Origin of the sequence: Halalkalibacter akibai JCM 9157, assembly GCF_000513135.1 — a bacterium.
GTDB classification, from domain to species: domain Bacteria; phylum Bacillota; class Bacilli; order Bacillales; family Bacillaceae_D; genus Halalkalibacter; species Halalkalibacter akibai.
This window is the reverse complement of sequence record NZ_BAUV01000027.1, coordinates 1-25,914: the sequence shown is the minus strand read 5'-3', so window position 1 is coordinate 25,914 and position 25,914 is coordinate 1. Positions and strand designations below refer to the sequence as shown.

At 37.0% G+C, this 25,914-nt stretch carries 34 protein-coding genes; all 34 read right to left on the bottom strand.

The annotated features are described in order from the left end of the window. Positions 1 to 17: 17 nt before the first annotated feature. Entirely contained in the window at positions 18 to 1,403 is a 1,386-nt protein-coding gene (locus tag JCM9157_RS14470) for a flagellar assembly protein A (protein ID WP_035665748.1), read from the bottom strand. Positions 1,404 to 1,420: 17 nt separating this feature from the next. After that, positions 1,421 to 2,185, bottom strand: a complete 765-nt coding sequence (locus JCM9157_RS14465; RefSeq protein WP_035665746.1) for a FliA/WhiG family RNA polymerase sigma factor — start codon at positions 2,183 to 2,185, stop codon at positions 1,421 to 1,423. A gap of 49 nt (positions 2,186 to 2,234) precedes the next feature. Beyond that, a complete protein-coding gene (locus JCM9157_RS14460) occupies positions 2,235 to 2,723 on the bottom strand; it encodes a chemotaxis protein CheD (protein ID WP_035665744.1) in 489 nt (162 codons plus the stop codon). Further along, positions 2,720 to 3,355, bottom strand: a complete 636-nt coding sequence (locus tag JCM9157_RS14455; protein ID WP_035665742.1) for a chemotaxis protein CheC — start codon at positions 3,353 to 3,355, stop codon at positions 2,720 to 2,722. Before JCM9157_RS14455 ends, JCM9157_RS14460 begins: the two co-directional genes overlap by 4 nt. Positions 3,356 to 3,394: 39 nt before the next feature. Then, on the bottom strand, positions 3,395 to 4,447 hold the full coding sequence (locus tag JCM9157_RS14450; protein ID WP_035665740.1) for a protein-glutamate methylesterase/protein-glutamine glutaminase: 1,053 nt from the start codon (positions 4,445 to 4,447) through the stop codon (positions 3,395 to 3,397). A 19-nt stretch (positions 4,448 to 4,466) separates the two neighbouring features. Continuing rightward, complete coding sequence (locus JCM9157_RS14445; protein WP_035665738.1) at positions 4,467 to 5,327, bottom strand: MinD/ParA family protein; 861 nt, start codon at positions 5,325 to 5,327, stop codon at positions 4,467 to 4,469. Further along, complete coding sequence (locus JCM9157_RS14440) at positions 5,328 to 6,101, bottom strand: flagellar biosynthesis protein FlhF (protein WP_369384756.1); 774 nt, start codon at positions 6,099 to 6,101, stop codon at positions 5,328 to 5,330. A 98-nt stretch (positions 6,102 to 6,199) separates the two neighbouring features. Continuing rightward, positions 6,200 to 6,469, bottom strand: a complete 270-nt coding sequence (locus JCM9157_RS26105) for a flagellar biosynthesis protein FlhF (protein ID WP_369384755.1) — start codon at positions 6,467 to 6,469, stop codon at positions 6,200 to 6,202. Then, positions 6,466 to 8,502: a flagellar biosynthesis protein FlhA gene (flhA, locus tag JCM9157_RS14435; RefSeq protein WP_035665736.1), complete on the bottom strand. Its 2,037-nt coding sequence runs from the start codon at positions 8,500 to 8,502 to the stop codon at positions 6,466 to 6,468. The genes JCM9157_RS26105 and flhA overlap by 4 nt, the downstream gene beginning before the upstream one ends. Before the next feature lie 32 nt (positions 8,503 to 8,534). Then, the gene (flhB, locus tag JCM9157_RS14430) at positions 8,535 to 9,629 is read right to left on the bottom strand and encodes a flagellar biosynthesis protein FlhB (protein WP_035665732.1); all 1,095 of its coding nucleotides are present in this window, start codon (positions 9,627 to 9,629) and stop codon (positions 8,535 to 8,537) included. 1 nt (position 9,630) lies between these two features. After that, positions 9,631 to 10,407 (bottom strand): flagellar biosynthetic protein FliR, encoded by a 777-nt coding sequence (fliR, locus tag JCM9157_RS14425; RefSeq protein ID WP_035665730.1) that lies wholly within the window; start codon positions 10,405 to 10,407, stop codon positions 9,631 to 9,633. After that, positions 10,407 to 10,676, bottom strand: coding sequence for a flagellar biosynthesis protein FliQ (fliQ, locus tag JCM9157_RS14420; RefSeq protein ID WP_035665728.1), 270 nt, complete (start codon positions 10,674 to 10,676; stop codon positions 10,407 to 10,409). The genes fliR and fliQ overlap by 1 nt, the downstream gene beginning before the upstream one ends. Positions 10,677 to 10,690: 14 nt before the next feature. Beyond that, on the bottom strand, positions 10,691 to 11,395 hold the full coding sequence (fliP, locus tag JCM9157_RS14415) for a flagellar type III secretion system pore protein FliP (RefSeq protein WP_035665727.1): 705 nt from the start codon (positions 11,393 to 11,395) through the stop codon (positions 10,691 to 10,693). Then, positions 11,395 to 12,114: a flagellar biosynthetic protein FliO gene (fliO, locus tag JCM9157_RS14410; RefSeq protein WP_052013170.1), complete on the bottom strand. Its 720-nt coding sequence runs from the start codon at positions 12,112 to 12,114 to the stop codon at positions 11,395 to 11,397. The genes fliP and fliO overlap by 1 nt, the downstream gene beginning before the upstream one ends. A gap of 31 nt (positions 12,115 to 12,145) precedes the next feature. Then, positions 12,146 to 12,508, bottom strand: a complete 363-nt coding sequence (locus tag JCM9157_RS14405) for a response regulator (protein WP_035665725.1) — start codon at positions 12,506 to 12,508, stop codon at positions 12,146 to 12,148. A 13-nt stretch (positions 12,509 to 12,521) separates the two neighbouring features. Continuing rightward, positions 12,522 to 13,730 (bottom strand): flagellar motor switch phosphatase FliY, encoded by a 1,209-nt coding sequence (gene fliY, locus JCM9157_RS14400; protein WP_035665724.1) that lies wholly within the window; start codon positions 13,728 to 13,730, stop codon positions 12,522 to 12,524. Beyond that, positions 13,723 to 14,715 (bottom strand): flagellar motor switch protein FliM, encoded by a 993-nt coding sequence (gene fliM, locus JCM9157_RS14395; protein WP_035665722.1) that lies wholly within the window; start codon positions 14,713 to 14,715, stop codon positions 13,723 to 13,725. The genes fliY and fliM overlap by 8 nt, the downstream gene beginning before the upstream one ends. 34 nt (positions 14,716 to 14,749) lie before the next feature. Next, the gene (fliL, locus tag JCM9157_RS14390; protein ID WP_035665721.1) at positions 14,750 to 15,181 is read right to left on the bottom strand and encodes a flagellar basal body-associated protein FliL; all 432 of its coding nucleotides are present in this window, start codon (positions 15,179 to 15,181) and stop codon (positions 14,750 to 14,752) included. Beyond that, positions 15,182 to 15,394 (bottom strand): flagellar FlbD family protein, encoded by a 213-nt coding sequence (locus JCM9157_RS14385; protein ID WP_035665719.1) that lies wholly within the window; start codon positions 15,392 to 15,394, stop codon positions 15,182 to 15,184. A gap of 68 nt (positions 15,395 to 15,462) precedes the next feature. Further along, positions 15,463 to 16,386, bottom strand: coding sequence for a flagellar basal body rod protein FlgG (gene flgG / locus JCM9157_RS14380; RefSeq protein ID WP_035665717.1), 924 nt, complete (start codon positions 16,384 to 16,386; stop codon positions 15,463 to 15,465). Between the two features lie 75 nt (positions 16,387 to 16,461). Beyond that, on the bottom strand, positions 16,462 to 16,839 hold the full coding sequence (locus JCM9157_RS14375; RefSeq protein WP_035665716.1) for a TIGR02530 family flagellar biosynthesis protein: 378 nt from the start codon (positions 16,837 to 16,839) through the stop codon (positions 16,462 to 16,464). 36 nt (positions 16,840 to 16,875) lie between these two features. Next, complete coding sequence (locus JCM9157_RS25410) at positions 16,876 to 17,046, bottom strand: hypothetical protein (RefSeq protein WP_235715017.1); 171 nt, start codon at positions 17,044 to 17,046, stop codon at positions 16,876 to 16,878. After that, positions 17,025 to 17,333, bottom strand: coding sequence for a flagellar hook assembly protein FlgD (flgD, locus tag JCM9157_RS14370; RefSeq protein ID WP_052013169.1), 309 nt, complete (start codon positions 17,331 to 17,333; stop codon positions 17,025 to 17,027). The genes JCM9157_RS25410 and flgD overlap by 22 nt, the downstream gene beginning before the upstream one ends. A gap of 8 nt (positions 17,334 to 17,341) precedes the next feature. Continuing rightward, positions 17,342 to 17,806 (bottom strand): flagellar hook-length control protein FliK, encoded by a 465-nt coding sequence (locus tag JCM9157_RS14365; protein ID WP_035665715.1) that lies wholly within the window; start codon positions 17,804 to 17,806, stop codon positions 17,342 to 17,344. 35 nt (positions 17,807 to 17,841) lie between these two features. Then, positions 17,842 to 18,486 (bottom strand): hypothetical protein, encoded by a 645-nt coding sequence (locus tag JCM9157_RS14360; protein WP_035665714.1) that lies wholly within the window; start codon positions 18,484 to 18,486, stop codon positions 17,842 to 17,844. Between the two features lie 30 nt (positions 18,487 to 18,516). After that, positions 18,517 to 19,080, bottom strand: a complete 564-nt coding sequence (locus tag JCM9157_RS14355; RefSeq protein WP_035665713.1) for a MotE family protein — start codon at positions 19,078 to 19,080, stop codon at positions 18,517 to 18,519. A 15-nt stretch (positions 19,081 to 19,095) separates the two neighbouring features. Further along, positions 19,096 to 19,533, bottom strand: a complete 438-nt coding sequence (gene fliJ / locus JCM9157_RS14350) for a flagellar export protein FliJ (RefSeq protein ID WP_035665712.1) — start codon at positions 19,531 to 19,533, stop codon at positions 19,096 to 19,098. Position 19,534: 1 nt separating this feature from the next. Next, the gene (fliI, locus tag JCM9157_RS14345) at positions 19,535 to 20,854 is read right to left on the bottom strand and encodes a flagellar protein export ATPase FliI (RefSeq protein WP_035665711.1); all 1,320 of its coding nucleotides are present in this window, start codon (positions 20,852 to 20,854) and stop codon (positions 19,535 to 19,537) included. Further along, a complete protein-coding gene (gene fliH, locus JCM9157_RS14340; protein ID WP_035665710.1) occupies positions 20,832 to 21,656 on the bottom strand; it encodes a flagellar assembly protein FliH in 825 nt (274 codons plus the stop codon). The genes fliI and fliH overlap by 23 nt, the downstream gene beginning before the upstream one ends. After that, on the bottom strand, positions 21,649 to 22,665 hold the full coding sequence (fliG, locus tag JCM9157_RS14335) for a flagellar motor switch protein FliG (RefSeq protein ID WP_035665709.1): 1,017 nt from the start codon (positions 22,663 to 22,665) through the stop codon (positions 21,649 to 21,651). Before fliG ends, fliH begins: the two co-directional genes overlap by 8 nt. A 12-nt stretch (positions 22,666 to 22,677) precedes the next feature. Continuing rightward, the gene (gene fliF / locus JCM9157_RS14330) at positions 22,678 to 24,252 is read right to left on the bottom strand and encodes a flagellar basal-body MS-ring/collar protein FliF (RefSeq protein ID WP_035665708.1); all 1,575 of its coding nucleotides are present in this window, start codon (positions 24,250 to 24,252) and stop codon (positions 22,678 to 22,680) included. Positions 24,253 to 24,313: 61 nt separating this feature from the next. Continuing rightward, positions 24,314 to 24,619, bottom strand: a complete 306-nt coding sequence (gene fliE / locus JCM9157_RS14325; RefSeq protein ID WP_035665706.1) for a flagellar hook-basal body complex protein FliE — start codon at positions 24,617 to 24,619, stop codon at positions 24,314 to 24,316. A gap of 11 nt (positions 24,620 to 24,630) precedes the next feature. Continuing rightward, the gene (flgC, locus tag JCM9157_RS14320; RefSeq protein ID WP_173401259.1) at positions 24,631 to 25,083 is read right to left on the bottom strand and encodes a flagellar basal body rod protein FlgC; all 453 of its coding nucleotides are present in this window, start codon (positions 25,081 to 25,083) and stop codon (positions 24,631 to 24,633) included. A 3-nt stretch (positions 25,084 to 25,086) separates the two neighbouring features. Then, a complete protein-coding gene (gene flgB / locus JCM9157_RS14315) occupies positions 25,087 to 25,485 on the bottom strand; it encodes a flagellar basal body rod protein FlgB (RefSeq protein ID WP_035665704.1) in 399 nt (132 codons plus the stop codon). Positions 25,486 to 25,914 lie beyond the last annotated feature (429 nt).

The following is a 25,914-nucleotide window of genomic DNA, read 5'->3' as shown; positions in this document are numbered from 1 at the left end:
CTCTTACTTTCTATTGATTACGTTGTCATAATTTTAATTTCCTGATTAATAAGAGCAATTTTAGGTTTTGTGTATTTGGATAAAATTCTTTTTCGATACTTCCCAAAATGAACATCTACATTTTGATAGATCGTGCGGGAGACAAGAATAAAGCCCTCATCATGACTTTCCTCAACCTCATTTTCCTTTACTAACTCATTCAATTCATCCATTTTTTGTTTAATAGCTTGAAATGAGTGCTGCACCTTAAGTTTAGTTAGCTTTTCACGACCAAGTAATTCACCTTGTTGCTTTTCTTTCTCTAGAAGTAATTTGAGCAATTTACCTAACTTCAAGAAATCTTCCTGTGCTGTTTTTAAATCTGCTGTTAGTTTTTTTTGTCGCTCCAAATCTCGTTGATTCAATCCAATAAAGAGTTTTGTTTCCGTTTGCATGTCATTACCAACTTCATTTATGTGAATGCTTTGTCTAGCTGAAGCAGATCCCCCTATCAGCAAACCTTTTCCACGCGTACATATAATTTTTTGTCCTGCTATACACGTACTATGTAAAATGGCTTGTGTTGCTTCAATTGAACCTTCAGCAATCACATGCCCTTCATTAATAAAAGTCGTCTGAATGTCTCCACCTGCTTCAACTAATGACCTATTTTGTCCAACAATTCCAGCACCAATGAAAATAGATCCACCTGCTTTAAGCTTAGCCGCTTCGACAGTTCCAGAGACTCTAATGTCACCATCTGCATATACTTCAAACCCAGTTGGCACATTTCCGTTAATCGTCACATTTCCTACAAATGAGATATTGCCTGTAGCGAGAGTAACATCCCCTTTTACTTCATACGTAGGATGAACATGAACCGTAAATTTGTCTATACTTATTTGCCCGTCTATTAGAGAGAAAAGGGCTTCGGCCTCTTCATCTAGTCGAGTGTTCTTCCCTTTTCTCATAGTGAAATCTCTACCTTGTTTAGCGGGGATTTCTTCTCCGTAAACGTTATAACCCACTTCTCCTTTTGTTGCCCTCACTTTTGTCGCTACTTTATCACCGATACTAACAGATGGAATCTCAAGGAATTGTTTAAGATTCATATTTTGTAATGATTGATGATCTTGAGTCGTTTCATTATTAACAAGAACGGGTAAAATGAAAGCATCTTTCCCTTTTACTGGCTCTTTACCCGTCGCAATTTTCATTCTCGATTTTATTGGAGCCTCTTTATTGCATATAGTAACGATAACCTTTTCATCGACCCCATACGAAATTTTATTACGCTGCAAATATTCTCCTAATAATTCGTGAGTTAACTGTATTTCTTCGTCCACCGTTTCAAGTTGAATAATGGTTGCGACTAGTTTATTTTTTGAGACCTCTAATTCAAAATAAGAATCTAAAAGAGACATAACGCATTTCCCCTAACTCAGTTGCCTTTTTTCAATGCTTGTTGAAGTCTAAACAGAGATTTTGAATGTATTTGCGAAATACGAGATGTTGAGAGATTTAGTACTTGACCAATTTCTGTTAATGTCAACTCTTCATAATAAAACAGACTAATTACTAAACGTTCTTTTTCAGGCAGTTGATCAATGATCTTTACTAATTCTTTTTTAGTTTCCAACTCACTTAATACCTGCTCTGGAGTTTTGGTGATTTTATCTTCAATGGTGGCCGCATACGTCTCATTTCTTTCTGTGTCCTGAGATCGCTCATCAATGGAGAGAACGTTTGACGTAAAATATTCTGTCATAACTTGTTCTACTTCAATCGCATTCATATTTAACTCTTTTGCCACTTCTTCACTAGAAGCAAAACGACCGTTACGCTGCTCTAATTTTTCCATCGTCGATTCTACTTTTTTTATTTTATCGCGCATGGATCGTGGCAACCAATCCTCTTTCCTAAGACCGTCAATAATCGCACCTCTTATACGGAAAGAAGCATACGTATCAAATTTCAAATCACGTTCTGGTTGGAATTTTTCTAATGCATCATATAAACCCATTAATCCATGGCTTGTCAAATCGTCTTTTTGAACATTCTTAGGAAGACCAACGGAAATACGCTGAACATGATAATGAACAAGTGGCATATACCGTCTTATTAATTCATCACAAGCATCGTGACTCTTACTCGCGAACCACTGATCCCAGAGTTTTTTGTCTTCTACCGCTGTTGCATGTCCCATAAAATGCCCCCGCTCTTGTAATATCTAAAGTGTTTTACGCTTTTATATGTTATATATCTACTGACCCTTTGTTTACTGTTCTAATATGAAGCTTTTTTGAAGCTGGATCAAATTCAATAGTTCGTCCATTTTTTCCTCCAACGTCTTCTGATACAATCGGTATTCCGAGTTCCCCAAGTTTCAGCTTAATGGCTTCAACATTACGGGGTCCAATTCTCATCAAATCATTTCCAGTAGAAAAAGAAAACATCTGAGCACCGCCAGCAAGTTTTGCTTTTAATGAGTTAGAACGTGCCCCTACCTTTTCTAATCTAGTTAGTAAAGCAGGGATTGCTGTATCTGCATATTTAGCTTCATTCATTTTTTCCTGCTTACTCAAGGAAGAGCTCGGTAGCATGATATGCGCCATGCCAGCTATTGCCCTTAAATCATCATAAAGAACTAATCCCACACAAGACCCTAGACCTGATGTCCGTATCGTATCAGGAGCAGTAACGACATTAAGATCAGCCATTGCGACTTTAATGACGTTACTCATGGAATCTTCACCCCTAAAGCTGTGAAGATTTCATTAAATGACTGTGGATCTGGCAATAAAAAGAAATGTCCTCTAATTTTCCCGGCTTCTGGTCCCAATTCCATCATTTCTGTATCTATAACAATGGCATAATCACTAACCTCCGATAAAGGTATGAGCCCGTAATTCAAAATTGCTCCAACCATATCCACTGTAAAACCTGGAACAGAAGGTTGTAATAACAAATTAGTGAAATCTGCAAGTGAACTTAAGTAAGATCCTGCTAAAATGTTCCCAACTTCTAAGAAAGCAGAAATTCCCAACTCATTAAACGGTGGATCTTCAAGTTGAAAATGACTATCTTTTGTTAGCCGTTGAATTAATTTTTCGGCTTCTTTTATTTGCGATATATAAAAGATACTCCCTGGAGCCTCGCCTTCAATACGCAAGAAAATGGCTGCAACTTCCGTATCAGCTCCCCCAATTTGTTCGGGTAAGTCTTGAAAAGAAACGATTCTTACAGCCGGCACACTCATATCAATCGTCTGATTAAGAATCTGAGAAAGAGCTGTAGCCGCATGTCCTGCTCCGATATTGCCAATTTCTTTTAGCACATCTAAATGATGTGGCTTTAGCTTATGAAAAAATTCCACCCTATTTCCCCCTAGGAGTTTTTCCCGTAACAAAATACCTTATAAAAGCCTTTCAATACACCTACTAATTTCTTCCACAGGTACAATTTCATCAACCAGATTAGTTCGAATCGCGGCTTTTGGCATTCCGAATACTACACAAGACTTTTCTGCCTCCGCAATGGCATAACAATTAGATGTTTTTTTTAATTTAATTAATCCTTCCGTTCCATCTGCTCCCATACCAGTCATAATCACAGCTACTGTATCAACCGTAGGAATCTCCGCTAAAGACTCATATAAAACGTCTACCGATGGACGATGACCTCTTCGTGGCTCTTCTGTGTGTAAATGTGCTACGAAAGCATCCCCCTTCTTTTTAATACTTAAATGGAACCCTCCAGGCGCAACATAAGCAGTACCATTTTGCAAAAAATCTCCATCTCTAGCTTCTTTAACCGTAATATCTGATAAACTGTTTAATCTCTCTGCAAGTGATAAAGTAAAACCAGCAGGCATGTGTTGAACAATGACAATCGGTGCTTGAATAGATGCTTGCAGTTTAGGTATTACTTCTTTTAAAGCTCGAGGTCCCCCCGTTGAGATCCCAATAGCCACTATTTTTTTCTGATTCATTTTCTTTTGTGGGACAACCCTGTTTGATAAAGGTCGGTTTACGTTTTTCTCTTCTTTTCGAATTACTTTAGCCTTTGAAGCATAAATGACTTTATCAATTATTTGATGTTCAACTTTGTCAATGTCTAAAGAAATTGCTCCTGATGGCTTGGTAACAAAATCAACAGCTCCATACTCCATAGCTAGTAGAGTGTTTTCTGCACCTTGTTTTGTTGTACTGCTTACCATAACAGTTGGGCAAGGATCTTCCTCCATTAACTGTTTGAGCGTTTCAAGGCCATTCATAACGGGCATTTCAACATCTAATGTCATAACGTCAGGCCTTAATTCTTTTCTTTTCTTTAATGCTTCTTGTCCGTTACGTGCAGTACCAATCACTTGAATACCCGGATATTTATTAAGCATGTCCGAAATTACTTTCCTCATAAAAGCAGAATCATCGACTACAAGTACTCGAATGCTGTTTCCCACGTCCATCCCTAACTTTCTTTTTTTCTTATTTTCTAAAGCTGATCATTGTTTTCATTTTTGATAGAAAATGCCCAAAAGCAGAAGAGTTAGATATTTCCTCACCTATATAACGAGATGCAATTTGAGTAATAGCTGAACTCGCTCGCGTATGTTTATCAAATAAGACAAAAGGAGTTTGTGCTTTGACCGCTTTGGAAACAACAGAATCATAAGGAATAGATCCTAATGTCATAATGTCTTTTTGTAAAAATTGTAATGCTACGTTTCTAAAGCTCTCCATTGTCCGCTGACCTTCTCTGTCCGAATCTACACGATTTACAATCAAATGAAGAGGCTTGTCAGGATCTTTTAAACAGATAAATTTAATCATTGAATACGCGTCTGTTATAGCTGTCGGCTCAGGTGTCGTCACAACTAGTACGTCATGAGCGGCCATTACAAACTCTAAGCTTTCCTTAGTCGCACCTGCACCCATATCTAACAAAATGTAATCATATTTATTTCCGATAAACTCTAATTGCGCAAAAAATTTATGAAGCCTTTCCTCACTTAATTCAACAAAATTTGAAAAACCTGAACCACCAGCAATGTAAGAGATTCCTGCAGGGCCTTCTTCAACGATATCCCATATTGATAGTTGATTATCTAGCATATCCATAAGGTGATATTTTGAATTTAATCCCATCAAAATGTTTAAGTTCGCCATTCCTAAGTCTAAATCAAAAATCATAACTTTCTTTCCTAGTTGCGAAAGACTTATGGCAAAATTCAAACAAACATTCGATTTACCAACTCCGCCTTTACCGCTAACTACCGCTAGTACCCTTGCATCTTTATCCTCATTTTTATCAAGTAGGCGTCTTAAATTTTCTGCTTGGTCATTCATTTATTTTTTCACCTCGAACAAGCAGTCTAATAAGAAAGGCACTGATGCTTCCACAATATCATCAGGAACGTTCTGTCCTGTTGTCACATAAGCGATTCCTTTGCCGAGTTCAAGTGGAATATTTAACATTGCTCCGTATGTACTCGTTTCATCTTTTTTTGTCAGAATCACTTTTTGAATTGAAATTAAATCAAACTGAGCTAATATCTCTTTCATATCCTCATATTTCGAAGTTAGTGATAACACCAAATACGTCTGTGCATCTTGCTTGAAATCGATAACTTTATTTAATTCCTCAACGTAGAGCTGATTCCTGAAATTCCTCCCGGCTGAATCTACCAAGACAAGGTCATAGTGTTTAAATTGATCTATCGCTCGTTTGAAATCATCAATTGAATAAGCGACCTCAAGAGGGATATTTAATATTTTCGCATATGTTTTTAACTGTTCAACAGCCGCAATTCGATAAGTGTCTGTTGTAATGAGCGCCACTTTTTTTTGTTTTTTCAACACACAGAATGCTGCTAGCTTGGCTATTGTTGTTGTTTTGCCAACGCCTGTAGGGCCAACCAAATTAATTATTTTCTTATCAAATGTAATGCCACCTACTGGTTTCTCTAACAAAAGATCTTGGAAATATAATGTTACTTGAGTAACTATCTTATCCCAGTCACGATGTTCTTCTTCTTCGTCATACCATAATTTCATCGCATGTTTTAAGGCTAGCATTCGTATCTGTTTAGTTACACCCTGCTTTTTTAGATAATCATCCATTTTTTGAAACGGTTCTGGATATTGTTTATCTCCAGAACCGTTATTCTCATTTAAACCTTGAACAAGTGTTTTTAATTGATTGATTTCACCTAGTAAATCTACATGCGAGCTAGTTTGTTTTTTTCAGGTGTTTTAATTGGTTGGATTACCTTCTCAGGCAATACCGGTTCCCTTTTCTTAATCGGTCTTCGATTTAATGTAGGATCTATAGCCGCGATCACTTCTATTTGTTTTTTTGTAAAAAAACCAAGAAAGCCACCTGTTTCTATTTCCTTTGAATTTAGAATGACCGCATCGTCTCCTAATTCTGCTCGAATGACCTTCATCGCTTCTTGCATTGTATTTGCTTTATATTTCTTTACCTTCATTCTACATTCACCACTCCTACACTTTGCACTTCAACATCTGCTTCAAGCTCGTTATAAGACAAGATTGGAACATGTGGTAAATAACGTTCAAGTAACTGTCTTACATACATCCGAACAGCTGGAGAACATAGGATAATCGGGACTTGTCCCATCTGCGATAACCGGTCCGTTTCACTCGCAGCCGACTCAAGAATTCGCTGTGAGTCGTTTGGATCCATGGAAATAAAGTTCCCATGCTCTGTTTGTTGAACAGAATCAGCTACTCTCTTTTCTACTGTTCCGCTAAGTGTAATCACATACATCGGTTCTCCTGGTGTAGTCATTTGCTTAGAAATTTGCCTAGATAACGACTGACGTACATACTCTGTTACTAAATCCATATCTTTCGTCATGTGACCATAATCAGCAAGAGTCTCAAAAATAATCGGCAAGTTCCTAATGGATATACTTTCTTTCAAAAGATTCGTAAGCACCTTTTGAATTTCACCAGTAGACAATGAACCAGGGGTTACTTCTTCAACAAGTGCCGGATAAGTTTCTTTTAGATGATCAACGAGTTGCTTCGTTTCTTGTCTACCAAGAAGCTCGTGAGCATGACGTTTGATAATTTCTGTTAAATGAGTAGAAACAACTGACGGTGGATCAACGACTGTATAACCTGACAGTTCTGCTTGTTCTTTCATATCTTCCCCAATCCATAGGGCTGGTAATCCAAAAGCAGGCTCAATTGTATCAATCCCGATAATACTCTCATCTTCAACTCCGGGACTCATCGCCATATAGTGGTCGAGTAACAACTCACCTTTTGCGATTTCATTTCCTTTAATTTTAATTGTGTATTCATTAGGTTGAAGCTGAATGTTATCACGTATTCGTATGACAGGAACGATCATACCGAGTTCTAGGGCCATTTGTCTACGAATCATAACAACTCGATCAAGCAAGTCTCCACCTTGATTAGCATCTGCTAACGGGATTAAACCATAACCAAATTCAAATTCAATTGGATCAATTTGCAGAAGGTTGACTACACTCTCAGGTGATTTCATATCATCAGGTTGTTCTTCTTCTTCTGCCTGTTCTTCCACAAGCTGCGCTGCTGTTTCACTTTTCGATAATAAGTAACCTCCAATACCAAGAATGAAAGCAATAGGAAAAGTAAAGATCGGACTAATTGGTGTGACTACACCTAGGAAAAAGATTGTTCCACCTGCAATATACAGCATCTTAGGATAAGCAAAAATTTGTTTCGTAATATCGTATCCTAAATTACCTTCCGATGCCGTACGAGTTACTACAATTCCAGTTGCCGTTGAAATTAACAAAGCTGGGATTTGACTCACTAATCCGTCCCCAACCGTTAATAACGTATAAGTCGAAGCTGCTGTAGTTAAATCCATTCCCATTTGAGTCATTCCAATAATTAAGCCAAAAAGTAAATTTATCATTACAATTACAATACCAGCAATTGCATCACCTTTTACGAACTTGCTCGCTCCATCCATGGAACCGTAAAAATCAGCTTCTTGTTCTATCTTCTCACGTCTTGCTTTTGCTTCTGCATCAGAAATCATACCCGCGTTTAAGTCTGCATCAATACTCATCTGCTTCCCGGGCATAGCATCTAGTGTAAACCTAGCTCCAACTTCCGAAACTCTCTCCGCTCCCTTGGTGATAACAAGGAATTGAATCACAACTAAAATAATGAATACAACAAACCCGACCAAGGCATTTCCACCTACAACGAAATTCCCAAATGTATCAATTACATTACCTGCGTTTGCTTGCCCTAAGATCGAACGAGTTGTAGATACGTTCAATCCTAATCGGAATAAAGTAACTAATAATAATAGTGTTGGAAAAATTGAAAATTGCAATGGCTCTCTTGTATTCATAGCAACGAGAATAATAATAAGGGCAAGAGAGATATTTATAATAATTAAAAAGTCCAACATCGCCGTTGGTAATGGAATAATAAGCATGATGACGATTAGGATCACACTGAGTAAAACAGAAAGGTCTCTTATTGCCACTCAACTTCTCTCCTAACTAATAGGCATTTATTTTAATTAACTTGTTTATTTTTTAATCTATATACATACGCAAGAACTTCTGCAACTGCCTTAAATAAATCTTCAGGTACTTGATCACCAATATCTGCTTGAGCATATAACGCTCGTGCTAAAGGTCTATTTTCAACCATTATGACATTGTGTTCTGCGGCAATACCTTTTATTTTTTGAGCCATAAAATCAACACCCTTTGCAACTACAAATGGAGCATCGGCTTTTTCTTCATCGTAACGCAGTGCAACTGCGAAATGCGTTGGGTTTGTTATAACAACATCGGCTTTTGGTACTTCTTGCATCATTCGTTGCATCGCCATTTCCATTTGTTTTTGCTTACGTTTTGATTTAATCCTTGGATCTCCTTCCATGTTTTTATGTTCATCTTTTATATCCTTTTTAGACATTCTCATTTGTTTTTCATGATCATATTTTTGATAAAGATAGTCAGGAATTGATAAAACTAATAAAAGAAGTGCTACCGAAACCCCTAATACCACAACAAGCTGGGCAATGATAAAAAACCCATCTGCAACATTTTTTTGAGACAAGAGCATAACATCCTCAAGGCTATACCAGATAATGATAAACACCACCAACCCGGCTAGACTTATTTTCAGGAGGGACTTTACTAACTCAACTAGCGCTCTTACAGAAAAAATTCGTTTTGCTCCCTTTATTGGATCCAACTTAGATAATTTCATTTTGATTGCTTCTGGAGCAAATAACACACCGACTTGCATATAACTTGCAGCCAAACCTGCAAATAGCGCTATAACCATCACTGGAAGTAAGACAAGAGCAGCTTCTAAAATGAGTTCTATAAATAAAGCAGCAAAATTCGCTTCAGTAATATCCATCAATAAATAAGTCTGAAATGTGTGCTTCAAAAGGTTTATAAGGGTACTTCCCATCATTCCACCAAAAAGCCATAAAAATAAAAACACTAACAATAAAATAATCGCTGTGTTTATATCTGTACTTTTAGCTACCTGCCCTTTTTTTCGCGTATCTTGCCGCTTTTTTGGGGTTGCTTTTTCAGTTTTTTCTTCAGCGAAAAACTGAAGATTAACTTTTACCTTTAATTGACTCAATCTAAGCACCCCCCAGTAGCTGCAATAAAGTTCTCATCGCAAGAATCATTTGATCAAATAATTTTTGCGCAACCATAAAGAATACACTCATAAATACCGTTAATAATAATAGGCCCACTAAAATCTTTAGTGGCATACCGACAACAAAGACATTCATCTGCGGAACAGCCCTAGAAAACATACCAAGACCTACATCAACTAAAAATAAAGACCCGACTATCGGTAAAGCCATCTGAAACGCAATGATAAACATCGCATTAAACGTCGTTGCAGCAAATTGAATAATATTCTCTTGTCCTAAAGGCAGAAAGATCTGTTCCATAGGAACAAACTGATAACTATAATAAATCCCATCCATAAGCAGATGGTGACCATTTACAAGTAAGAGAAATAATAAAGCAAATGTATATAAATAGCTTCCTGTCAATGGTGTTTGTGCACCTGTTTGAGGATCTACAACGTTCGCAATCATAAAGCCCATACTATAATCAATAAACCCTCCAGCGACTTGTATAGCGTACAAAAGAATAGCCGCAATTAAACCCACTAACAATCCAACTAACGCTTCTTTAATGATTAGAAAGTAATACAATCCATCTATTACAATGATAGGTGAGTCAAGTGTGAACACCATAATATAAGCTAAAAAGAGTGCTAAACCGATTTTCAACTGGTTCGGAATCGTGCGGTGTGCATAAATGGGTAGGACTGCAAAAAACGCTAAAACTCGAACAAACACTAGCAAAAAAGCAGGAAACACATTTATAAAATCTAACATTAACCAATAAACCTATGAAGATTACTGAAAATTTGATGAGCAAAATTCGTCACGTTCGAAAGCATCCAAGGACCAAATACAATCATAGCCACAAAGACACCTACAATCTTAGGAATAAAAGCTAGTGTTTGCTCTTGAATTTGAGTAGTAGCCTGGAAAATACTAACTAACAAACCAAGACCTAACGCTATTATCAAAAGTGGTCCCGCAACCAGTAACACCGTCCAAATACCGTTTTCCGCCATGTTAATAACAAACTCAGGACTCATTCTCTTTCCCTCCTTTAATTAAAGCTAAGAAGTAATGATTGAACAATTAAATACCAACCATCCACTAAAACAAATAACAATATTTTAAATGGTAATGCAATCATTACAGGAGGTAGCATCATCATCCCCATAGACATTAATACACTTGCTACAATCATGTCGATTACTAAGAATGGAATAAAGATTAAAAATCCAATCTGAAAAGCTGTTTTCAACTCACTAATAGCAAACGCAGGCACCAGGGCTGTTAATGGGATATCATCCAGTGTTTCAGGTCGATCTAAACCTGCATAACCCATAAATAAAGCCAGATCTTTTTCGCGTGTATGCTTAGCCATAAACTCTTTTATCGGAACAGTAGCTAAATAAAAGGCCTCTTCTTGATCAATTTCTTCATTTATAAAAGGTGTGAGTGCAGTCTCATTAATTTCCGCAAAAATTGGTGCCATAATAAAGAAAGTAAGGAAAAGAGCCAAGCCTATAAGAACCTGGTTGGGTGGCATAGACTGTGTCGCTAATCCTTGTCTCACAAAGGATAGTACAATTACAATTCTTGTAAAACTGGTCATTAAAATTAAAATAGATGGAGCCAGAGATAGAACGGTTAGTAATAGAAGTAATTGAATCGTTGTTGCAACATTAGCCGGTTCATCATTAAACATGTCCAAGTCAATTCCCGGGAGAGTTGTTATAGCTGAGATAACGAGAAAATCTAACATTATTCCTCACGCTCCCTTACTGCATCATGTACTTTCTTCTGTGACTTAGAAAGATCTTTTAGTTGGTTTGAAAGCAGTTTTTTGAAATCGTCTTGCTCTGTTTTTGCTTTTAATCCATTGTTAACGTTCGATTGATTATTTGAATTTGCTTTTTTAGCAGTTACATTGCTTAGTAGTTTGACTACTTTCGTAATGGGCTGCTCAAATTGCTCAAATTGTTCCTGTTGTTGATTAAGTAACTTTTCAATTTCCTGTTTATCTTCTATTTCTCTAAGCAACTGTATCGTCTCACCAACACCTACTACCAACAGTCTATCGCCAACTTTTACCAGTTGTACAGAACGGTTCGCCCCAAGTGGTACCCCGCCGATATTTTGAAGTACTTGTGATGATCTGAAAGTCTGTGACCGTTTATTTACAAAACGAAGTAGCAGGTAAATAAGAACAATCACAAGAGCCAAGGCACTAATCATCTGGGCAAAGATTAAAAATGTATTCTGCTCTGGAATGATATCAGCAGGTGCATTGGATTCGTTAGCATCCGTAGCATTAGGAGACTCTTCGACAATTACTTCTGTTTCTGATTCGTCTCTAGATTCATTTCCAAGTAATGTTTCAGATACCCTACGATTTTCATCTGTCGTATCTGCTACTACAGGTTGCTGCAATCCTAGTAAAGTGCTTGAGAATAGAGCTATTATTAGTAATCGCATGCGCATAGATGATTAGCCCTCCACTTTGTTTATATGTTTAAGTAATTGCTTTTTTTATTGCTTCTAGTACACGATCAGCTTGGAATGGTTTTACTATAAAGTCTCTCGCGCCAGCTTGGATAGCATCTATAACCATCGCCTGCTGTCCCATCGCTGAACACATTATTATCTTAGCACTAGGGTCAATGGCTTTAATTTCCTTTAATGCTGATATTCCGTCTTTTTCTGGCATTGTTATATCCATTGTGACAAGATCTGGTTGTAATTCCTTATATTTTTCAACGGCTTGAGCTCCATCATTAGCTTCTCCAACTACATCAAACCCATTTTTCGATAATATATCTTTAATCATCATTCTCATAAAAGCTGCATCATCAACAATTAACACTCGTGTAGACAAATCATTTCACCACCTATTTCAGATTCCGAATCCGATCTTCTTGACTGACAATATCGGTAACACGTACGCCGAAGTTTTCGTCAATCACAACAACTTCACCTTTAGCAATTAGCTTTTGGTTTACTAATATGTCTACTGGTTCTCCTGCAAGCTTATCCAACTCAATAATTGACCCTTGAGTAAATTCAAGAATTTCCTTGATCGAACGCTTTGTACGTCCTAACTCCACCGTTACTTGAAGCGGAATATCGAGTAACATATTTAAATTATTAGATTCTACTTGATTCAACTGTGGACTATCAAATGTCGAAAAAGCAGCTGGTTGAACATCAACATCTCGTTGACTAAATGTTGACATATGTCCCAAATGTTGCTGACCACGTTGTTCATACGGTGCTTTGGAAACTTCATTCATACTGTTGTGGTTGCTAGGTTGTGGTACGCTTCTTTCAATCGGTTGTTCTACTTGTTCTTGAAGTTTCTGTGGTTCTTCAACGTAAGTTGGAATTTCTTCTTCAACGCCACTTGGGTTCATCAACTCATTTACTAAATCTTTTGCGAATGAAACCGTTACTAGCTGCATAATAGATGAATCAATTAAATCGCCTACTTTTAAGCGAAATGAAATATTAACTAAAATACTGTCAGCTGGCAAATTAGAAGTGCCTTGATCATTTTTAATATCCATTAAATCGATACCTGGAGGAGAAATATCAACTTTTTTATTAAAAATAGTCGACATTGACGTTGATGCAGATCCCATCATCTGATTCATCGCTTCCTGAACTGCACTTACATGCATCTCACTTAAATCTAATGATGGGTTAATCCCATCTCCTCCAAGCATTAAATCGGCGATAATTGCAGCATCAGTTGTTTTAATGACAAGTAAATTCATTCCTTCAAAGCCCTCTGTATATTCAACATGAACAGCTACATGGGGTTGTGGAAATTCTCCTTCTAGATCTTGCCTTGTAATAAGAGAAAGTGATGGTGTTGTGATATCCACTTTTTGATTTAATAAAGTCGATAATGCTGTAGCTGCACTTCCAAATGATATATTTCCTATTTCTCCAAGAGCATCTTGCTCAATATCAGAAATATAATCTGAAAGGTTTAATACCTCTTTTTCTTCTTTTACTTCTTGCTCGTCATCATCTCCACCAGTGACACCTGCTAGCAAAGCATTGATCTCATCTTGGGAAAGCATTCCATCACTCATTATCTTCTGCCTCCTCAACAATTTCTGTCACTTGGACAGCAATTTGATTCTTCATTTTTCCAGGTTGTGCATTAAATTTATGTTCCCCACCAACTGTTATTGACAGAGGATCGTCAATTCGCTGATTTAATTCAATGACATCTCCCACACCTAGATGCAGAAATTCCTGAATAGTAATTTCTGATCTTCCAAGTTCTGCTTGTACAAGTAGTGGTGCTTTTCTAATTTTTTGTTCAAGCTTATCTATTTCATCAGGCTGTCTTTGCTTTTTCTTTTCCTGCATCCAATAATGGATAGACAACTTAGGTAAAATTTCTTCTAACACAACGTGCGGTAAACAAATATTGATCATTCCAGATGTTTCTGCAATGGTCGTTGATAAAGAAATAACAACCACTGTTTCATTTGGAGATACCATCTGCAAAAATTGAGGGTTAACCTCTAAATCTTCCATAACAGGATCTAGCTCAATAATTGAGCTCCAAGCCTCCTGGAAGCTATCTAACGTGCGCTGAAATAATTGTGACATGATCCGTGTTTCAATTTCAGTTAAATTCTCTACTTTATTGATACTTATACCCTTTCCTCCTAATAAACGATCAAGCATCGCGTAGGCGATATTAGGGTTGACCTCCATTAACAATCGACCATCCAGAGGATAAGGCTCAAACACGTTTAATATTGTCATTTTCGGAATAGACCTTATAAACTCCTCATATGGAAGTTGGTCTACTGAAGTGACTGCAATTTGTACATAAGTACGAAGTTGAGCCGAAAAATAAGTAGTAAGTAACCGCGCAAAATTTTCATGTATTCTTGATAAACTTCTGATTTGATCTTTAGAAAAACGAAGAGCACGTTTAAAATCGTAAACTTTGATTTTTTTCTCCGTTTCTTCTTTTTTGAGTTCATCAGCATTCATTTCACCAGTAGAAAGAGCCGATAACAGGGCATCTATTTCTCCCTGTGATAAAACGTCAGCCAAGATCCTCACCTCTCTATCCCAATAAACAATCTTGTTATTGCACAACCCATGAAGTTGTATATACCCTAAGAACTTCGCCTTCTTGCATGAGTTGATTAATTTCTTCTTTTATATCTGCCTCAAACGCTTCAATGCCTGCAGAACCAGCTAAGTCTCCTGCTCTCTTTCCAGAAAGAGCACGTAAAATAATATTATTAACTTGAAAGTCTCTTTTCTGAATTTCACTTAGTGCATCCTTATTATTAACATGAATTCGAAAAGAAGCTCTTACAAAATCATTGGATAGTAAATTCGTTGTGATTTCTTGGGTATCAAATGATTGCGCAATGATCTCATCGATTGTTGGTGGAGCGTCAGGGTCAGGTTGGTTCGTATAATTTTTTACAAGCACGAATGCCACAACACCAACTAACGTCAGTGAAACAAGAATAATTAGCATAATTCTAACGAGTTTATTTTTAAACAATCATGACCCCTCCACTTTTCTTTGTACTCCGATAAGTCCTATTTCACTATATTGATCATTAATTATTGCTTTTATTTCCTGTATATCATTAAGCACAACTATTTTTTTCCCGTTCATTAACGTAATCGTTGTATCGGGAAATGCTTCAACTTGTTCAATTAATAGAGCATTTAATAAGAATGGTTGGCCATTTAAACGGATGAGTTCAATCATATATGAATGGGCTAGAGTCCTGGTCTCTAACCCAAACCTCCTCAAATAATTAAAATATGATAATATAATTAACGCTTAAGATTCACTAGCTCTTGAAGAATTTCATCAGATGTTGTAATAATTCTTGTATTTGCTTGAAATCCACGTTGCGCAACAATCATCTCAGTAAATTCTTGAGATAGATCAACGTTTGACATTTCAAGTGTTCCTGCAACCAACGAACCTGTTCCAGCTGCTCCAAATTGCGGAATAGAAATATAAGCATTTAGTGCTTCAAAGTTACCTAGCGTTAAATTCGCACCTTGCAAATTCCCAGAGTTAGCAGACGCTGCATAAAGGTTGTTACCGATTTTTTGTAATCCCTCATTATTTGAGAACTTAGCTAAACCTACTTGGCCAGCCACTTGTAGACCGTCATTATTAATAAACATGACCTTACCATCTGCTCCGATGCTGAAACTTTGTGCGTCAGAGGGTATTCTGATTCGTCCAAAGTTATTTTCATTCACGGTAAATGCATCGACTCCAGTAAATGCTCCATCCGCACCAGGTCTTGCTCCCATTAAATAAAGACCATCTGAGTTAACGATGAAACCTTCTTGGTCCAAATAGAAATTCCCAGCACGTGTAAATGATAAATCACCTACGCCCGTTGGAGTACCTGCTCCATTAGTCGTACCTACAACAAAATAACCGTCACCCGAAATCCCTAGATCTAATTCTCTGTTTGTGTTTTGTAAACTTCCTTGAGTATGAATGGTATCAATAGAAGCTAATTGCATCCCAAGTCCAACTTGTCTAGCATTGACTCCTCCAAGGTTTTGCCCAGGACCAGTAGCACCAGCCATTTGTTGGCTTACCATGTCTTTAAAAGTTGTACGACCTTTTTTAAATCCAAATGTATTGACATTGGCAATATTGTTACCTATTGTATCTAATTTAATTTGCATGTTTTGCATGCCTGATATACCTGAATACATTGAACGTAACATTACTTTATCCTCCTCAAAATAAAAGCTGCTTCAATCAGTCCACAGCTTAAAGACCTCCCAAACCGGGTCCAGTCTTTAATCAATTAGTATAGTTCCATTTATGTTCGTAAAAATTTGTGCTTGAGCTTCTTCACGATTTAACACAGTAACAACCGTATCATTTTTAGCACTCACAACTAGAGCCGCATTATCTGTTATTACGAGCGAGTCTGTGACTCCTTTTTGTTTTGCTTCTTTCACCTTTTCTTGAATGATCAACCATTTTTCATCGGAAATTTCGATGCCTCTTGTACTCATGCGATGTTCAGCATGTTTACTTACCTTTAGTTGCGCTCGACTTTGAATTTCATTTTTAAGATAGTCATTAAAAGACGTTTTATTTGATTGATTTACACTTTTTTGAATAGGTTTCGGAAGCGATTGTATCAAGTGGGTAGAGATCCTTGGATCCATTCCAACCACATCCTTCCGTTTATGCCTGGTTATTTTTTACTTGTCATCAACTTTACTAACTTGAACAATCTGTTCATTGCTAATCCATCGACCATCGTCTAATTGCACTCTAATCTGGCCATCTTTTTCAAGCTTGACTGATTTAACAACATTATCGACATGCTCTGTTCTAGAGCGGTACTCGTCTATAGCACATCTCGTTGCCACTGTACTTTTTTGCCTATTAGTTCACTATGTTGAACTAAACTTTGGCTTGATTGCATAGAGACAAATTTTTGAATAGCCTGATTCATGTTAGTCATTTGTTCAAGAGATGAAAATTGAGCCATTTGCGCAATGAATTCTCGATCATCCATTGGATTGGATGGATCTTGATTTTGAAGTTGCGTTATTAGGATCTTCAAGAAATCATCTTTCCCTAAAATTCCTTGCGCCCCATTTTGAATGGGTTTAGGTTGTTGATTTAACCTAAGGCTTTCATGAATATTTGTCATTTTATCACCTATATCTGTTCGTTAAATGATGCTTCACTTAGAAGGTCTTCAAAAGAAGTCAATTCCTGTTCCTGTTCATCCTGTGAAGATTCATTTTCTTTTTGTTTTTTATCTGATTGATCATTTTTTTCCTGGTCCAACTGATGAGCTATTTCAATCTTTTCAACATGAATTTGTTGTTGAATGAATGCTTGTCTCAATTGAGAGATTTGAGCTTCAATCAACTCCCTAGTCGTTGCACTACCAGTTAAAATCTTTGCTGTAATGACACCATCCATTTGTGTTAGTTGGATGTCCAACCGTCCTAAATGAGCTGGAAATAGTTTAATAGATAGTGTATTAATCCCTTCGACACTCTGTGCAAAAACACTACGTTGCATTAACGTTTGAAACTGCCTTATAAATTGTTGTTGCTGTACTTCTTTCGGTAACCGGTCTCCTATATGAATAACAGCTTGTTCAGCCTTTGTCATCGGTTGACCTAATTCATAACCAGTTGAGCTAATATTTAGCCTTGTGTCCCCATTGGCATTGGTTGTTCCTGAAAAACTGGTAACTTTATTGTGTTGGTGGCATCTTTTTTCTGGAAAATATCCACGAATGAATCGCCAGCTGCTTTTTTCTGCTCCAGCAACATCTTCAATTCGGTTAATTGATCATCCATTGTTTCAAAATTGTTCACATCAATTCCAATATTTCTTTGAACAAAAGTTGCCATATTAGTTGGTTTCGATTTATCTGCAGTCTGTTGGTATGGCATCAAAATTGAATGTACTAACATCAATAATGCTTGCTGGCCTTCTGCTAATTCAATGAAACTCGCTTCGCTTAAATCACCTTTTAAAAATTCAAATAAATCATTCTGAACTTCTTCTGGTAATAAAGCCAACATTTCCAGTATATCTTCGTTCTCTTCTAACATGGCCATCTCACTTAGGTTCAGAGAAGCCAAGTCTATCTGAAGTTCTAGCTCTTGTTCCTTCTCTGTTGCTCCTTTTATAGAACTTGGATTTACATTCGAACCAGAAACCATCTGCTCAAGAATGCTAGTAAAAGACGAAGCACTTGAGGACGAATTTGAAGAGGTACTTTCGATTTTTAAATTAGTTTTTGAATGATTCCCTAATAAGGCCAATGCTTGCACGCCATTCATCATTTCACCTCCCTTCAGTTCTATTTCAACTTATTGATTGGCTAACCTTGTCATTAAATCAGCTGCTAATTCACTATCCATCTTAGATAAAATCCCTGCCCTTACTTCTATTGAAACTTGTGAAAGATGTAATAAAGCATCTTCAATTGATAGTTGAGAAATAATACTAGCTGCATTTTTAGTAGACATGGATTCATACGTTTTGGCGATATCTTTTAGATCTTGAGTTTCCTGTGCATGTATTTCTTCTTCAATCGACGTTTTATGGTCAACTTGAGCGAGCTCGTTTTTTAGCACAGCTATTTCTTCCTCACGTCTTGAAAGATTAGATTGTAGCCTCTCAATTTCTACTTGTTGTTGTTGGATCGTCGCATCCAAAAACTCCAAATCTACTTCTTCTGTCTCCACTGCTGTTTCGGACACGAGTGAGGAAACAACTGGAATGGATGTACCATACTCTTTCGCTTTATCAATAACGTTAATACCAAGAAATGAAAGAATAACACTAAATAAAATAATGGCAAAAATAACTGGTATACAGATGACTAACAGAAACCATTGTAGTTTCCCATGTGATTTTTCATTTTCGCTCATGACATTCACCTTACCTTAACGGTTTGCAAATAAACGTATTGATAATTCATCCATTTGCAAGAGTTCCAATCGTTTTTCTTCTGCTTTATATTGTTCATGTTTAATTTCTTTCATTTTTTCATACTTCTTTACTTCAATAGATTTTGAAATGAAATCTTGTTCTTTAACATGCATGTTCTCTCTTGCTACCTGTGTAGCACGTTGCTTCACTTGTATTTCATGTTGTAAACGTAATAACTTCATTTGACTTTGTTGTAATGAATAAATGGACGTACCTGAAGATACTTGTTCACGTGCTTGCTTTTCTATATCTTCCTTACGTTTAAGTAATTCATACAATTGGGTTGCCACTACTTCAAATTGATCAACCGCTTCTTGGTATTTTGCTTGCACTGTGTTTTTTTCACGTTCCCTGTATTGCAATACTTTTTGCAACGTAAATTGAAATGACATCTTATTGGTCACCTCTTCCAAACTCTTCAATTAACCTTAAAACAGATTGATCAAGTGTGATTGATTCATCTGTTGCTTGTTTTAAGAAGGAAATAATTTGCGGGTACATTTGAATGGCCTCATCTATTTCTCGCGATGCTCCTCTTTTATAAGCACCAATATTGATTAGATCTTCGTTTTCATCATAAATGGAGAGCAAATTCCGAACTTTGTCAGCTACCTTTCTATGTCTTTCATCGGCAATATCAGCCATAACACGACTAACACTTTTTAAGACATTAATTGCCGGAAACTGACCTTTATTAGCTAGTTTTCGATCTAAAACTAAGTGTCCGTCTAAAATACCTCGAACCGCATCAGCAATTGGCTCGTTCATATCATCACCATCTACTAAAACCGTGTAAAAGGCCGTAATTGAGCCGATTTTATCTGTTCCAGATCGTTCTAACAATTTAGGTAACATCGCAAACACAGAAGGCGTGTAACCTTTTGATGTTGGCGGTTCTCCGATTGCTAACCCAATTTCTCTTTGTGCCATTGCAAAACGAGTAACAGAGTCCATCATTAAATTGACATGAAGTCCTTGATTGCGAAAATATTCAGCCACTGCAGTTGCAGTCATCGCTCCTTTTATTCTCATTAAAGCTGGTTGATCCGAAGTGGCGACGACTAAAACCGTTTTACGTAACCCTTCTTCACCAAGGTCTCTCTCAATAAAATCCTTTACTTCTCGTCCGCGTTCACCTATTAGAGCTATTACGTTAACATCAGCAGCAGAATTTTTCACAAGCATAGAGAGAAGCGTACTTTTTCCCACTCCACTACCAGCAAAAATTCCAATTCGTTGACCTTTCCCTACAGTAAATAAAGAATCTATCGCCCTTACTCCAAGAGACATTTTCTCATGAATGCGAGGCCTTGATAATGGATTTGGTGGTACATTGTCCGTTGGGAAAGACGTTAACCCTTTTGGTAATTGATCATTAGTCATCAACTCACCACAACCATCAATAACACAACCAATTAGTCCGGATCCTACTTTAACTTCTAAAGGCTTCCCTGTAGCCTCTACTAAACTTCCCGGTGAGATTTCCATCGTACCGTCAAGAGGCATTAAAAGTACATTTTCATCCCGAAATCCCACTACTTCAGCTTTAATCTTTGCTTGTTTCGTTTTACCGACAATGATATAACACAAATCACCGATTGATGCTTGCGGACCTTTAGATTCAATCGTTAAGCCAACAACACGAGTTACTTTGCCGTACCATTTATAAGGAGATAATGTGGGAACAGAATTAATAAGAGCCTCTGCGTTCATGTTCTCCCTCCTTTAATTTTTCAAGCAGTTGTAGCTTAAGTTCTTCAAGCTGTTTATCTACAGTAGCTTCAATTCTTCCGTACTTGGACTCTATTACACAACCATTTTTCATCAAGCCAGCATCTGGATAGATAAATAAGTTCTCAGTATGACTTAGTAATTGTTCTAATTCTTCTTTTTGATGCGAAGTTCTTTCAAACCAGTCAGGGTGAACATAGATTCTAACATTTTCATGCTCTCTAACCTCTGACATTACCTGCTTTAGTAATGCAGACCAAATTTCGGGCATCTCGCTAAATTGAAGGTCTAACATTCGTTTTGCAAGTGCTGTTGCCAGTTCTACGATAACAGGTTGGGCAGAGTCAACCGTTTTTTCAAACTCTTGTTCTGAATGAGCAACGATTCCTTGTGCTTGTTCAATTAAAACTGAGTATGACTGAAACCCCTCTTGTTGGCCTGTCTCAAAACCTTCTTGGTATCCCTGTTCTAACGCTTCTTGCTTTAATTGTTCAATCTCTAACAATGATTGTTGACGTTCAAGTTCAGCCTGCTCAAGAATAGCTCTAGCTTGATCATTCGCTTCAGCTATTAATTGCTCAGCTCTTGCTTGTGCCTCTTCTAACTGTTCTTCCATTGCTTTTATTTCTTCAAAATGATCTACCTGCTCGTCTTCATCTGTCGACCGATTACCCACTGAGTCTTTTTTATTGTAGATGCCTTCTTCAAATAGGTTTTTGATCAAAATTTGCTTACTCTCTTTATGATCAGAAGGGGAGTATAAAGATTTAATTATTTTAGACAATGATATCGTCTCCTCCACCACGAGCAATCACAATTTCACCAGCTTCTTCTAAACGTCTTATTACAGCAACAATTCTTGATTGTGCTTCCTCGACATCTCTCAACCTAACAGGCCCCATGAATTCCATTTCATCTTTAAATGTCTCTGCCATTCGTTGTGACATATTATTAAAGACAATTTCCTTCACTTCTTCGCTAGCTACTTTCAGTGATAATTGTAGATCTTCATTCTCAACATCTCTAATCACGCGCTGAATTGAACGATTATCAAGAGTAACGATATCCTCAAATACAAACATCCGCTTTTTAATTTCTTCTGCAAGTTCTGGGTCTTGAATTTCAAGTGCATCTAAAATGGTTCGTTCTGTACTACGGTCAACACTGTTTAGAACCTCAACTACAGATTCAATTCCACCAGCAGCTGTATAATCCTGAGTTACCGTTGAAGATAGTTTCTGTTCAAGAATAGACTCGACTTCACTCACAATCTCAGGCGATGTACTATCCATTAGAGCAATTCTTTTAGCTACGTCTGCTTGAACTTCCTGAGGTAGTTCAGATAAGATTTGTCCGGCTTGAACTGACTCTAAATAAGATAAGATAAGTGCAATTGTTTGTGGATGTTCATTTTGAATAAAATTTAAAATTTGTGAAGGGTCCGCTTTACGTGCAAAATCAAACGGCCTTACTTGCAACGTTGATGTTAGACGATTAATAATAGTCATAGCATTTTCTTCACCTAATGCTTTTTCAAGGATACTCTTGGCATAACCAATACCGCCTTGTGCGATATAATCCTGTGCTAAAACTAATGAATGAAACTGCTCTAATATTTCCTCCTTCATCCCACTGTCAACCTTACGAACATTGGCGATTTCTAACGTTAGTTGTTCAATTTCTTCTTCAGACAAGTGTTTGTATACTTGAGCTGAGACATCAGGTCCAAGAGAGATGAGGAGAATAGCCGCTTTTTGTTTACCAGTTATTCCTTTATTTGTTGCTGTTGCCATACAACATTCCCCCTAGTCTTCAGATAACCATGTACGTAGTAACTTAGAAAAGTCTTCTGGCTTTTCTTTTGCCATCTTTTCTAATTGCTTTCGTTTTGTAGCAGATAATCCTGTGTCTTCGTCAGGTAAATTAGGAAGCTCATAATTTACCTCTTCCGTAAATACCTCTTCTTTTGCATCTTCTTTTCTCTTTCTAAGAAGTAAGAATAATAGAAGTAAGATTACAACGACCAATACTCCACCAACAATATACATCCACATTGGGATTGCTTGAATTGGCTGTTGATCCATAACAACTTTCCCTTCAAATGGTTGGGAAGAGACAAATATCTTCTCATTTATTAATTCAGGAGTAAGTTCATTGGCATATACGCCAGAGATACTTGTGCGAACGATCGTTCCTAAAATTTGCTGGATATCATCAAGACGTTCCTGTGGAAGTTCTTCCATTCCATCTGGAGGCTCAACCATTACCTGAATCCCTAAGTCACGAATTTTATAAGGACTTTCTACAATATCCCGATTGATTCGATTCACTTCATTGTTAATTCGATCCTCGGTTTTTTCCCATTCTGTAGGGCCTTGACCGACAGCACCAGGAAAGTTAGGAATTTCTTCCCCAACACCAACAACTCCACCATCAATTGTTCCTTCACCACTATAAGTTTCAGTGATTCTTTCAATACTAACTGCGATCCCTTCCATATTTTCAGGGTCTACTGGCTCAACCAAAGCTTCTGTACGATTTTCTTGTGTAAAATCAATATCAGTTGAAACCGAGACTAGAACTTTATCTCGTCCAACTACTGTACCTAGCATTTGTTGAAGATTTCTTGTTAGATCACGTTCAATATCACGTTGAATGGCTCTTTGTTGTTCATATACTGACAAAGTTGAATCAAATGTATTTCCATTTTCATAAAGATAATCATTAAACATCTGATCTGAAATGACGATATTTTCAATAGGAAGATTAGGTACACTCTTTGAAACCAAATGGAACAACGCTTTTACTTGTGACTGTTCTAGTTGATAACCAGGCGCTAAATCCAACACGACCGCAGCTGTAGAAGCTTCTTTAGTTGCACTTAACCAAACACTTTCCTCAGGTAAAGTAATCATGACATTTGCATGATTAACCCCATTTATATTTCGAATTAAACTAGCTAGCTCTGTTTGCATAGCTGCTCGTTCAATAACTGAAAACTCATTATCCGTCATTCCAAAGCCCATTTGTTCTTGGAAGAAGCTATAATCTATACTTCCGCTCTTAGGCAAGCCCTCAGCAGCTAACTCCACCTTTAATGAATCTACAAGAGCTGTCGGTACTTGAATCGCGGTTCCGTTATTCGTAATTTCTGATGGAATCCCTCTTGAATCTAAAGTTTCTTTAACTTGACCTGTTTCTTGTAAAGTTAAATTGCTATAAAGGGTAGCATAATTCGTCTTTGTCCCCATCAAAGTTACGAGAATAATTAAAAGAATGATGGCCATTATGGAACCAACAAGAATTCCTTTTTGCTTCCCTGTACGCCCTGTCCAATACTCTGTAAATCTCTCTCTATAATTAATTAGTTTCTCGTTCATGTGACCTCCCCTTAGCAACCACGTCATTCACAAGAAGAAAAGCCTAAACTCATGTAGGCTTTTATACTTGCATCCTCATTATTTCTTGGTAAGCTTCTATAACCTTGTTTCTCACTTCTACAGTGGCTTGTAATGTAATACTAGCTTTTTGCCCTGTGATCATCACATCATGCAAATTATCTATTTCACCTTTTGCAAGCAATTCCGTTTTAACTGCAGATACATTTTGCAACTCATTAACATCTTTAATGGCGTTACTTAAAGCCGTTTTAAAACTAGCCTGAGCTTCACCTGGTGTAATTTTAGGTTTATTTTGGACAATGGCTTGATTATTAACTAAAAATGGTGACACCGTTGTGATATTCATTTACCTGTCTCCTAACGCCCAATTTCAAGTGCTTTTAACAACATATTTTTAGATGCATTAAGGGTCGTCACATTTGCCTCATACGACCTTGTTGCACTCATAAGGTCAACCATCTCTCTTAGCGGATCTACATTTGGCATTTGAACATAACCTTGATCATTTGCATCGGGATGTTCTGGATTGTAAACAAGTTTAAAAGGAGTACGGTCATCAATGATACCTGAAACTTTTACACCAGCTCCTACTTGATCGCCAGACATGGCTTTATTTAAGAAAGGTGCAAATGACTGCTTCTCATTCGGCTGCATGACAACCATTTTTCTTCGATAAGGTTGCCACTCTCCATTTACCATTGTTCCTCTAGTTGTTTCCGCATTAGCCATATTGGCTGAAATTACATCCATTCGTAATCGTTGCGATGTTAAGCTTGAGGCACTAATGTTAAATCCATGGAATATCGTCATTTGTTATCTCCCTCCTTTAATAACAGTTTGCAGGCTTGTAAATCTACCATTCAAGCGATCAATTAAAGCATTATAATAGATTTGGTTTTTGGCTAACTCTGCCATTTCCAAGTCAATATCAACATTATTATTATTATGGTTGTACATAGTAGATCGGTTTATCTCAATACTCGGTGATGACTTTCTTGTTCCAAAATCAATATGCCCATCACTTGTTTTGTGAGCTCGAATTGTTTGATTGTTCATTTCATTTTGAAATGTATGTTTAAAGCTAACTTGTTTAGCTTTGTAGTTAGGTGTATCTACATTTGCAATATTTTGCGAGATAGCTTTCTGTCTTAATTGCGCTCCTTCTAATCCTCTTTCAATTGCTTTAAAACTCGAACTACCAAAAAGATCCATTCCAATCACCTTCCGACAAAATACTTCTTTTCGACATTTTCTGCATTCATCGTTATTTTCACATAGTTTTTCAAAGTGTCTAACAGAATTGTAATAAAAGTAACGACAAAAGTCTAACTCCGTTTTTTGGAATTAATGAATCAAGAGTATAGAACTATAGAAAAATGTAGACTTTTGTCGCATTTTACTGCGTTTTTGTTGTTAATTTACTTATATTGACAAAGATCGACAATGTTTTCTGTTCATTTTCTTTCGTTGCTTTGGTTAGTTTTCACTAATCTTATTATTCACCATAATGGTTAAGTTGAGTATTGTCGATTGTTCCTATATTGTGTCGAATCAACTTGATGTTATTTACCTTTTATAGTTCTATATTCTCTCTAGTCCTAGTACTACAAAAAACATAGGAACAGTTTCCTATCTCGACAT

Excerpts from the sequence above, each read along its gene's own strand:
- JCM9157_RS14470 (WP_035665748.1), bottom strand. The coding sequence starts at position 1,403 with ATGTCTCTTTTAGATTCTTATTTTGAATTAGAGGTCTCAAAAAATAAA.
- JCM9157_RS14465 (WP_035665746.1), bottom strand. The coding sequence starts at position 2,185 with ATGGGACATGCAACAGCGGTAGAAGACAAAAAACTCTGGGATCAGTGG.
- JCM9157_RS14460 (WP_035665744.1), bottom strand. The coding sequence starts at position 2,723 with ATGAGTAACGTCATTAAAGTCGCAATGGCTGATCTTAATGTCGTTACT.
- JCM9157_RS14450 (WP_035665740.1), bottom strand. The coding sequence starts at position 4,447 with ATGGACGTGGGAAACAGCATTCGAGTACTTGTAGTCGATGATTCTGCT.
- JCM9157_RS14445 (WP_035665738.1), bottom strand. The coding sequence starts at position 5,327 with ATGAATGACCAAGCAGAAAATTTAAGACGCCTACTTGATAAAAATGAG.
- JCM9157_RS14440 (WP_369384756.1), bottom strand. The coding sequence starts at position 6,101 with ATGGATGATTATCTAAAAAAGCAGGGTGTAACTAAACAGATACGAATG.
- JCM9157_RS26105 (WP_369384755.1), bottom strand. The coding sequence starts at position 6,469 with ATGAAGGTAAAGAAATATAAAGCAAATACAATGCAAGAAGCGATGAAG.
- fliR (WP_035665730.1), bottom strand. The coding sequence starts at position 10,407 with ATGTTAGATTTTATAAATGTGTTTCCTGCTTTTTTGCTAGTGTTTGTT.
- fliQ (WP_035665728.1), bottom strand. The coding sequence starts at position 10,676 with ATGAGTCCTGAGTTTGTTATTAACATGGCGGAAAACGGTATTTGGACG.
- fliP (WP_035665727.1), bottom strand. The coding sequence starts at position 11,395 with ATGTTAGATTTTCTCGTTATCTCAGCTATAACAACTCTCCCGGGAATT.
- fliO (WP_052013170.1), bottom strand. The coding sequence starts at position 12,114 with ATGCGCATGCGATTACTAATAATAGCTCTATTCTCAAGCACTTTACTA.
- fliY (WP_035665724.1), bottom strand. The coding sequence starts at position 13,730 with ATGAGTGATGGAATGCTTTCCCAAGATGAGATCAATGCTTTGCTAGCA.
- JCM9157_RS14385 (WP_035665719.1), bottom strand. The coding sequence starts at position 15,394 with ATGATTGAACTCATCCGTTTAAATGGCCAACCATTCTTATTAAATGCT.
- flgG (WP_035665717.1), bottom strand. The coding sequence starts at position 16,386 with ATGTTACGTTCAATGTATTCAGGTATATCAGGCATGCAAAACATGCAA.
- JCM9157_RS14375 (WP_035665716.1), bottom strand. The coding sequence starts at position 16,839 with ATGGATCCAAGGATCTCTACCCACTTGATACAATCGCTTCCGAAACCT.
- flgD (WP_052013169.1), bottom strand. The coding sequence starts at position 17,333 with ATGACAAATATTCATGAAAGCCTTAGGTTAAATCAACAACCTAAACCC.
- JCM9157_RS14365 (WP_035665715.1), bottom strand. The coding sequence starts at position 17,806 with ATGACAAAGGCTGAACAAGCTGTTATTCATATAGGAGACCGGTTACCG.
- JCM9157_RS14360 (WP_035665714.1), bottom strand. The coding sequence starts at position 18,486 with ATGAATGGCGTGCAAGCATTGGCCTTATTAGGGAATCATTCAAAAACT.
- JCM9157_RS14355 (WP_035665713.1), bottom strand. The coding sequence starts at position 19,080 with ATGAGCGAAAATGAAAAATCACATGGGAAACTACAATGGTTTCTGTTA.
- fliJ (WP_035665712.1), bottom strand. The coding sequence starts at position 19,533 with ATGTCATTTCAATTTACGTTGCAAAAAGTATTGCAATACAGGGAACGT.
- fliI (WP_035665711.1), bottom strand. The coding sequence starts at position 20,854 with ATGAACGCAGAGGCTCTTATTAATTCTGTTCCCACATTATCTCCTTAT.
- fliG (WP_035665709.1), bottom strand. The coding sequence starts at position 22,665 with ATGGCAACAGCAACAAATAAAGGAATAACTGGTAAACAAAAAGCGGCT.
- fliF (WP_035665708.1), bottom strand. The coding sequence starts at position 24,252 with ATGAACGAGAAACTAATTAATTATAGAGAGAGATTTACAGAGTATTGG.
- fliE (WP_035665706.1), bottom strand. The coding sequence starts at position 24,619 with ATGAATATCACAACGGTGTCACCATTTTTAGTTAATAATCAAGCCATT.
- flgC (WP_173401259.1), bottom strand. The coding sequence starts at position 25,083 with ATGACGATATTCCATGGATTTAACATTAGTGCCTCAAGCTTAACATCG.
- flgB (WP_035665704.1), bottom strand. The coding sequence starts at position 25,485 with ATGGATCTTTTTGGTAGTTCGAGTTTTAAAGCAATTGAAAGAGGATTA.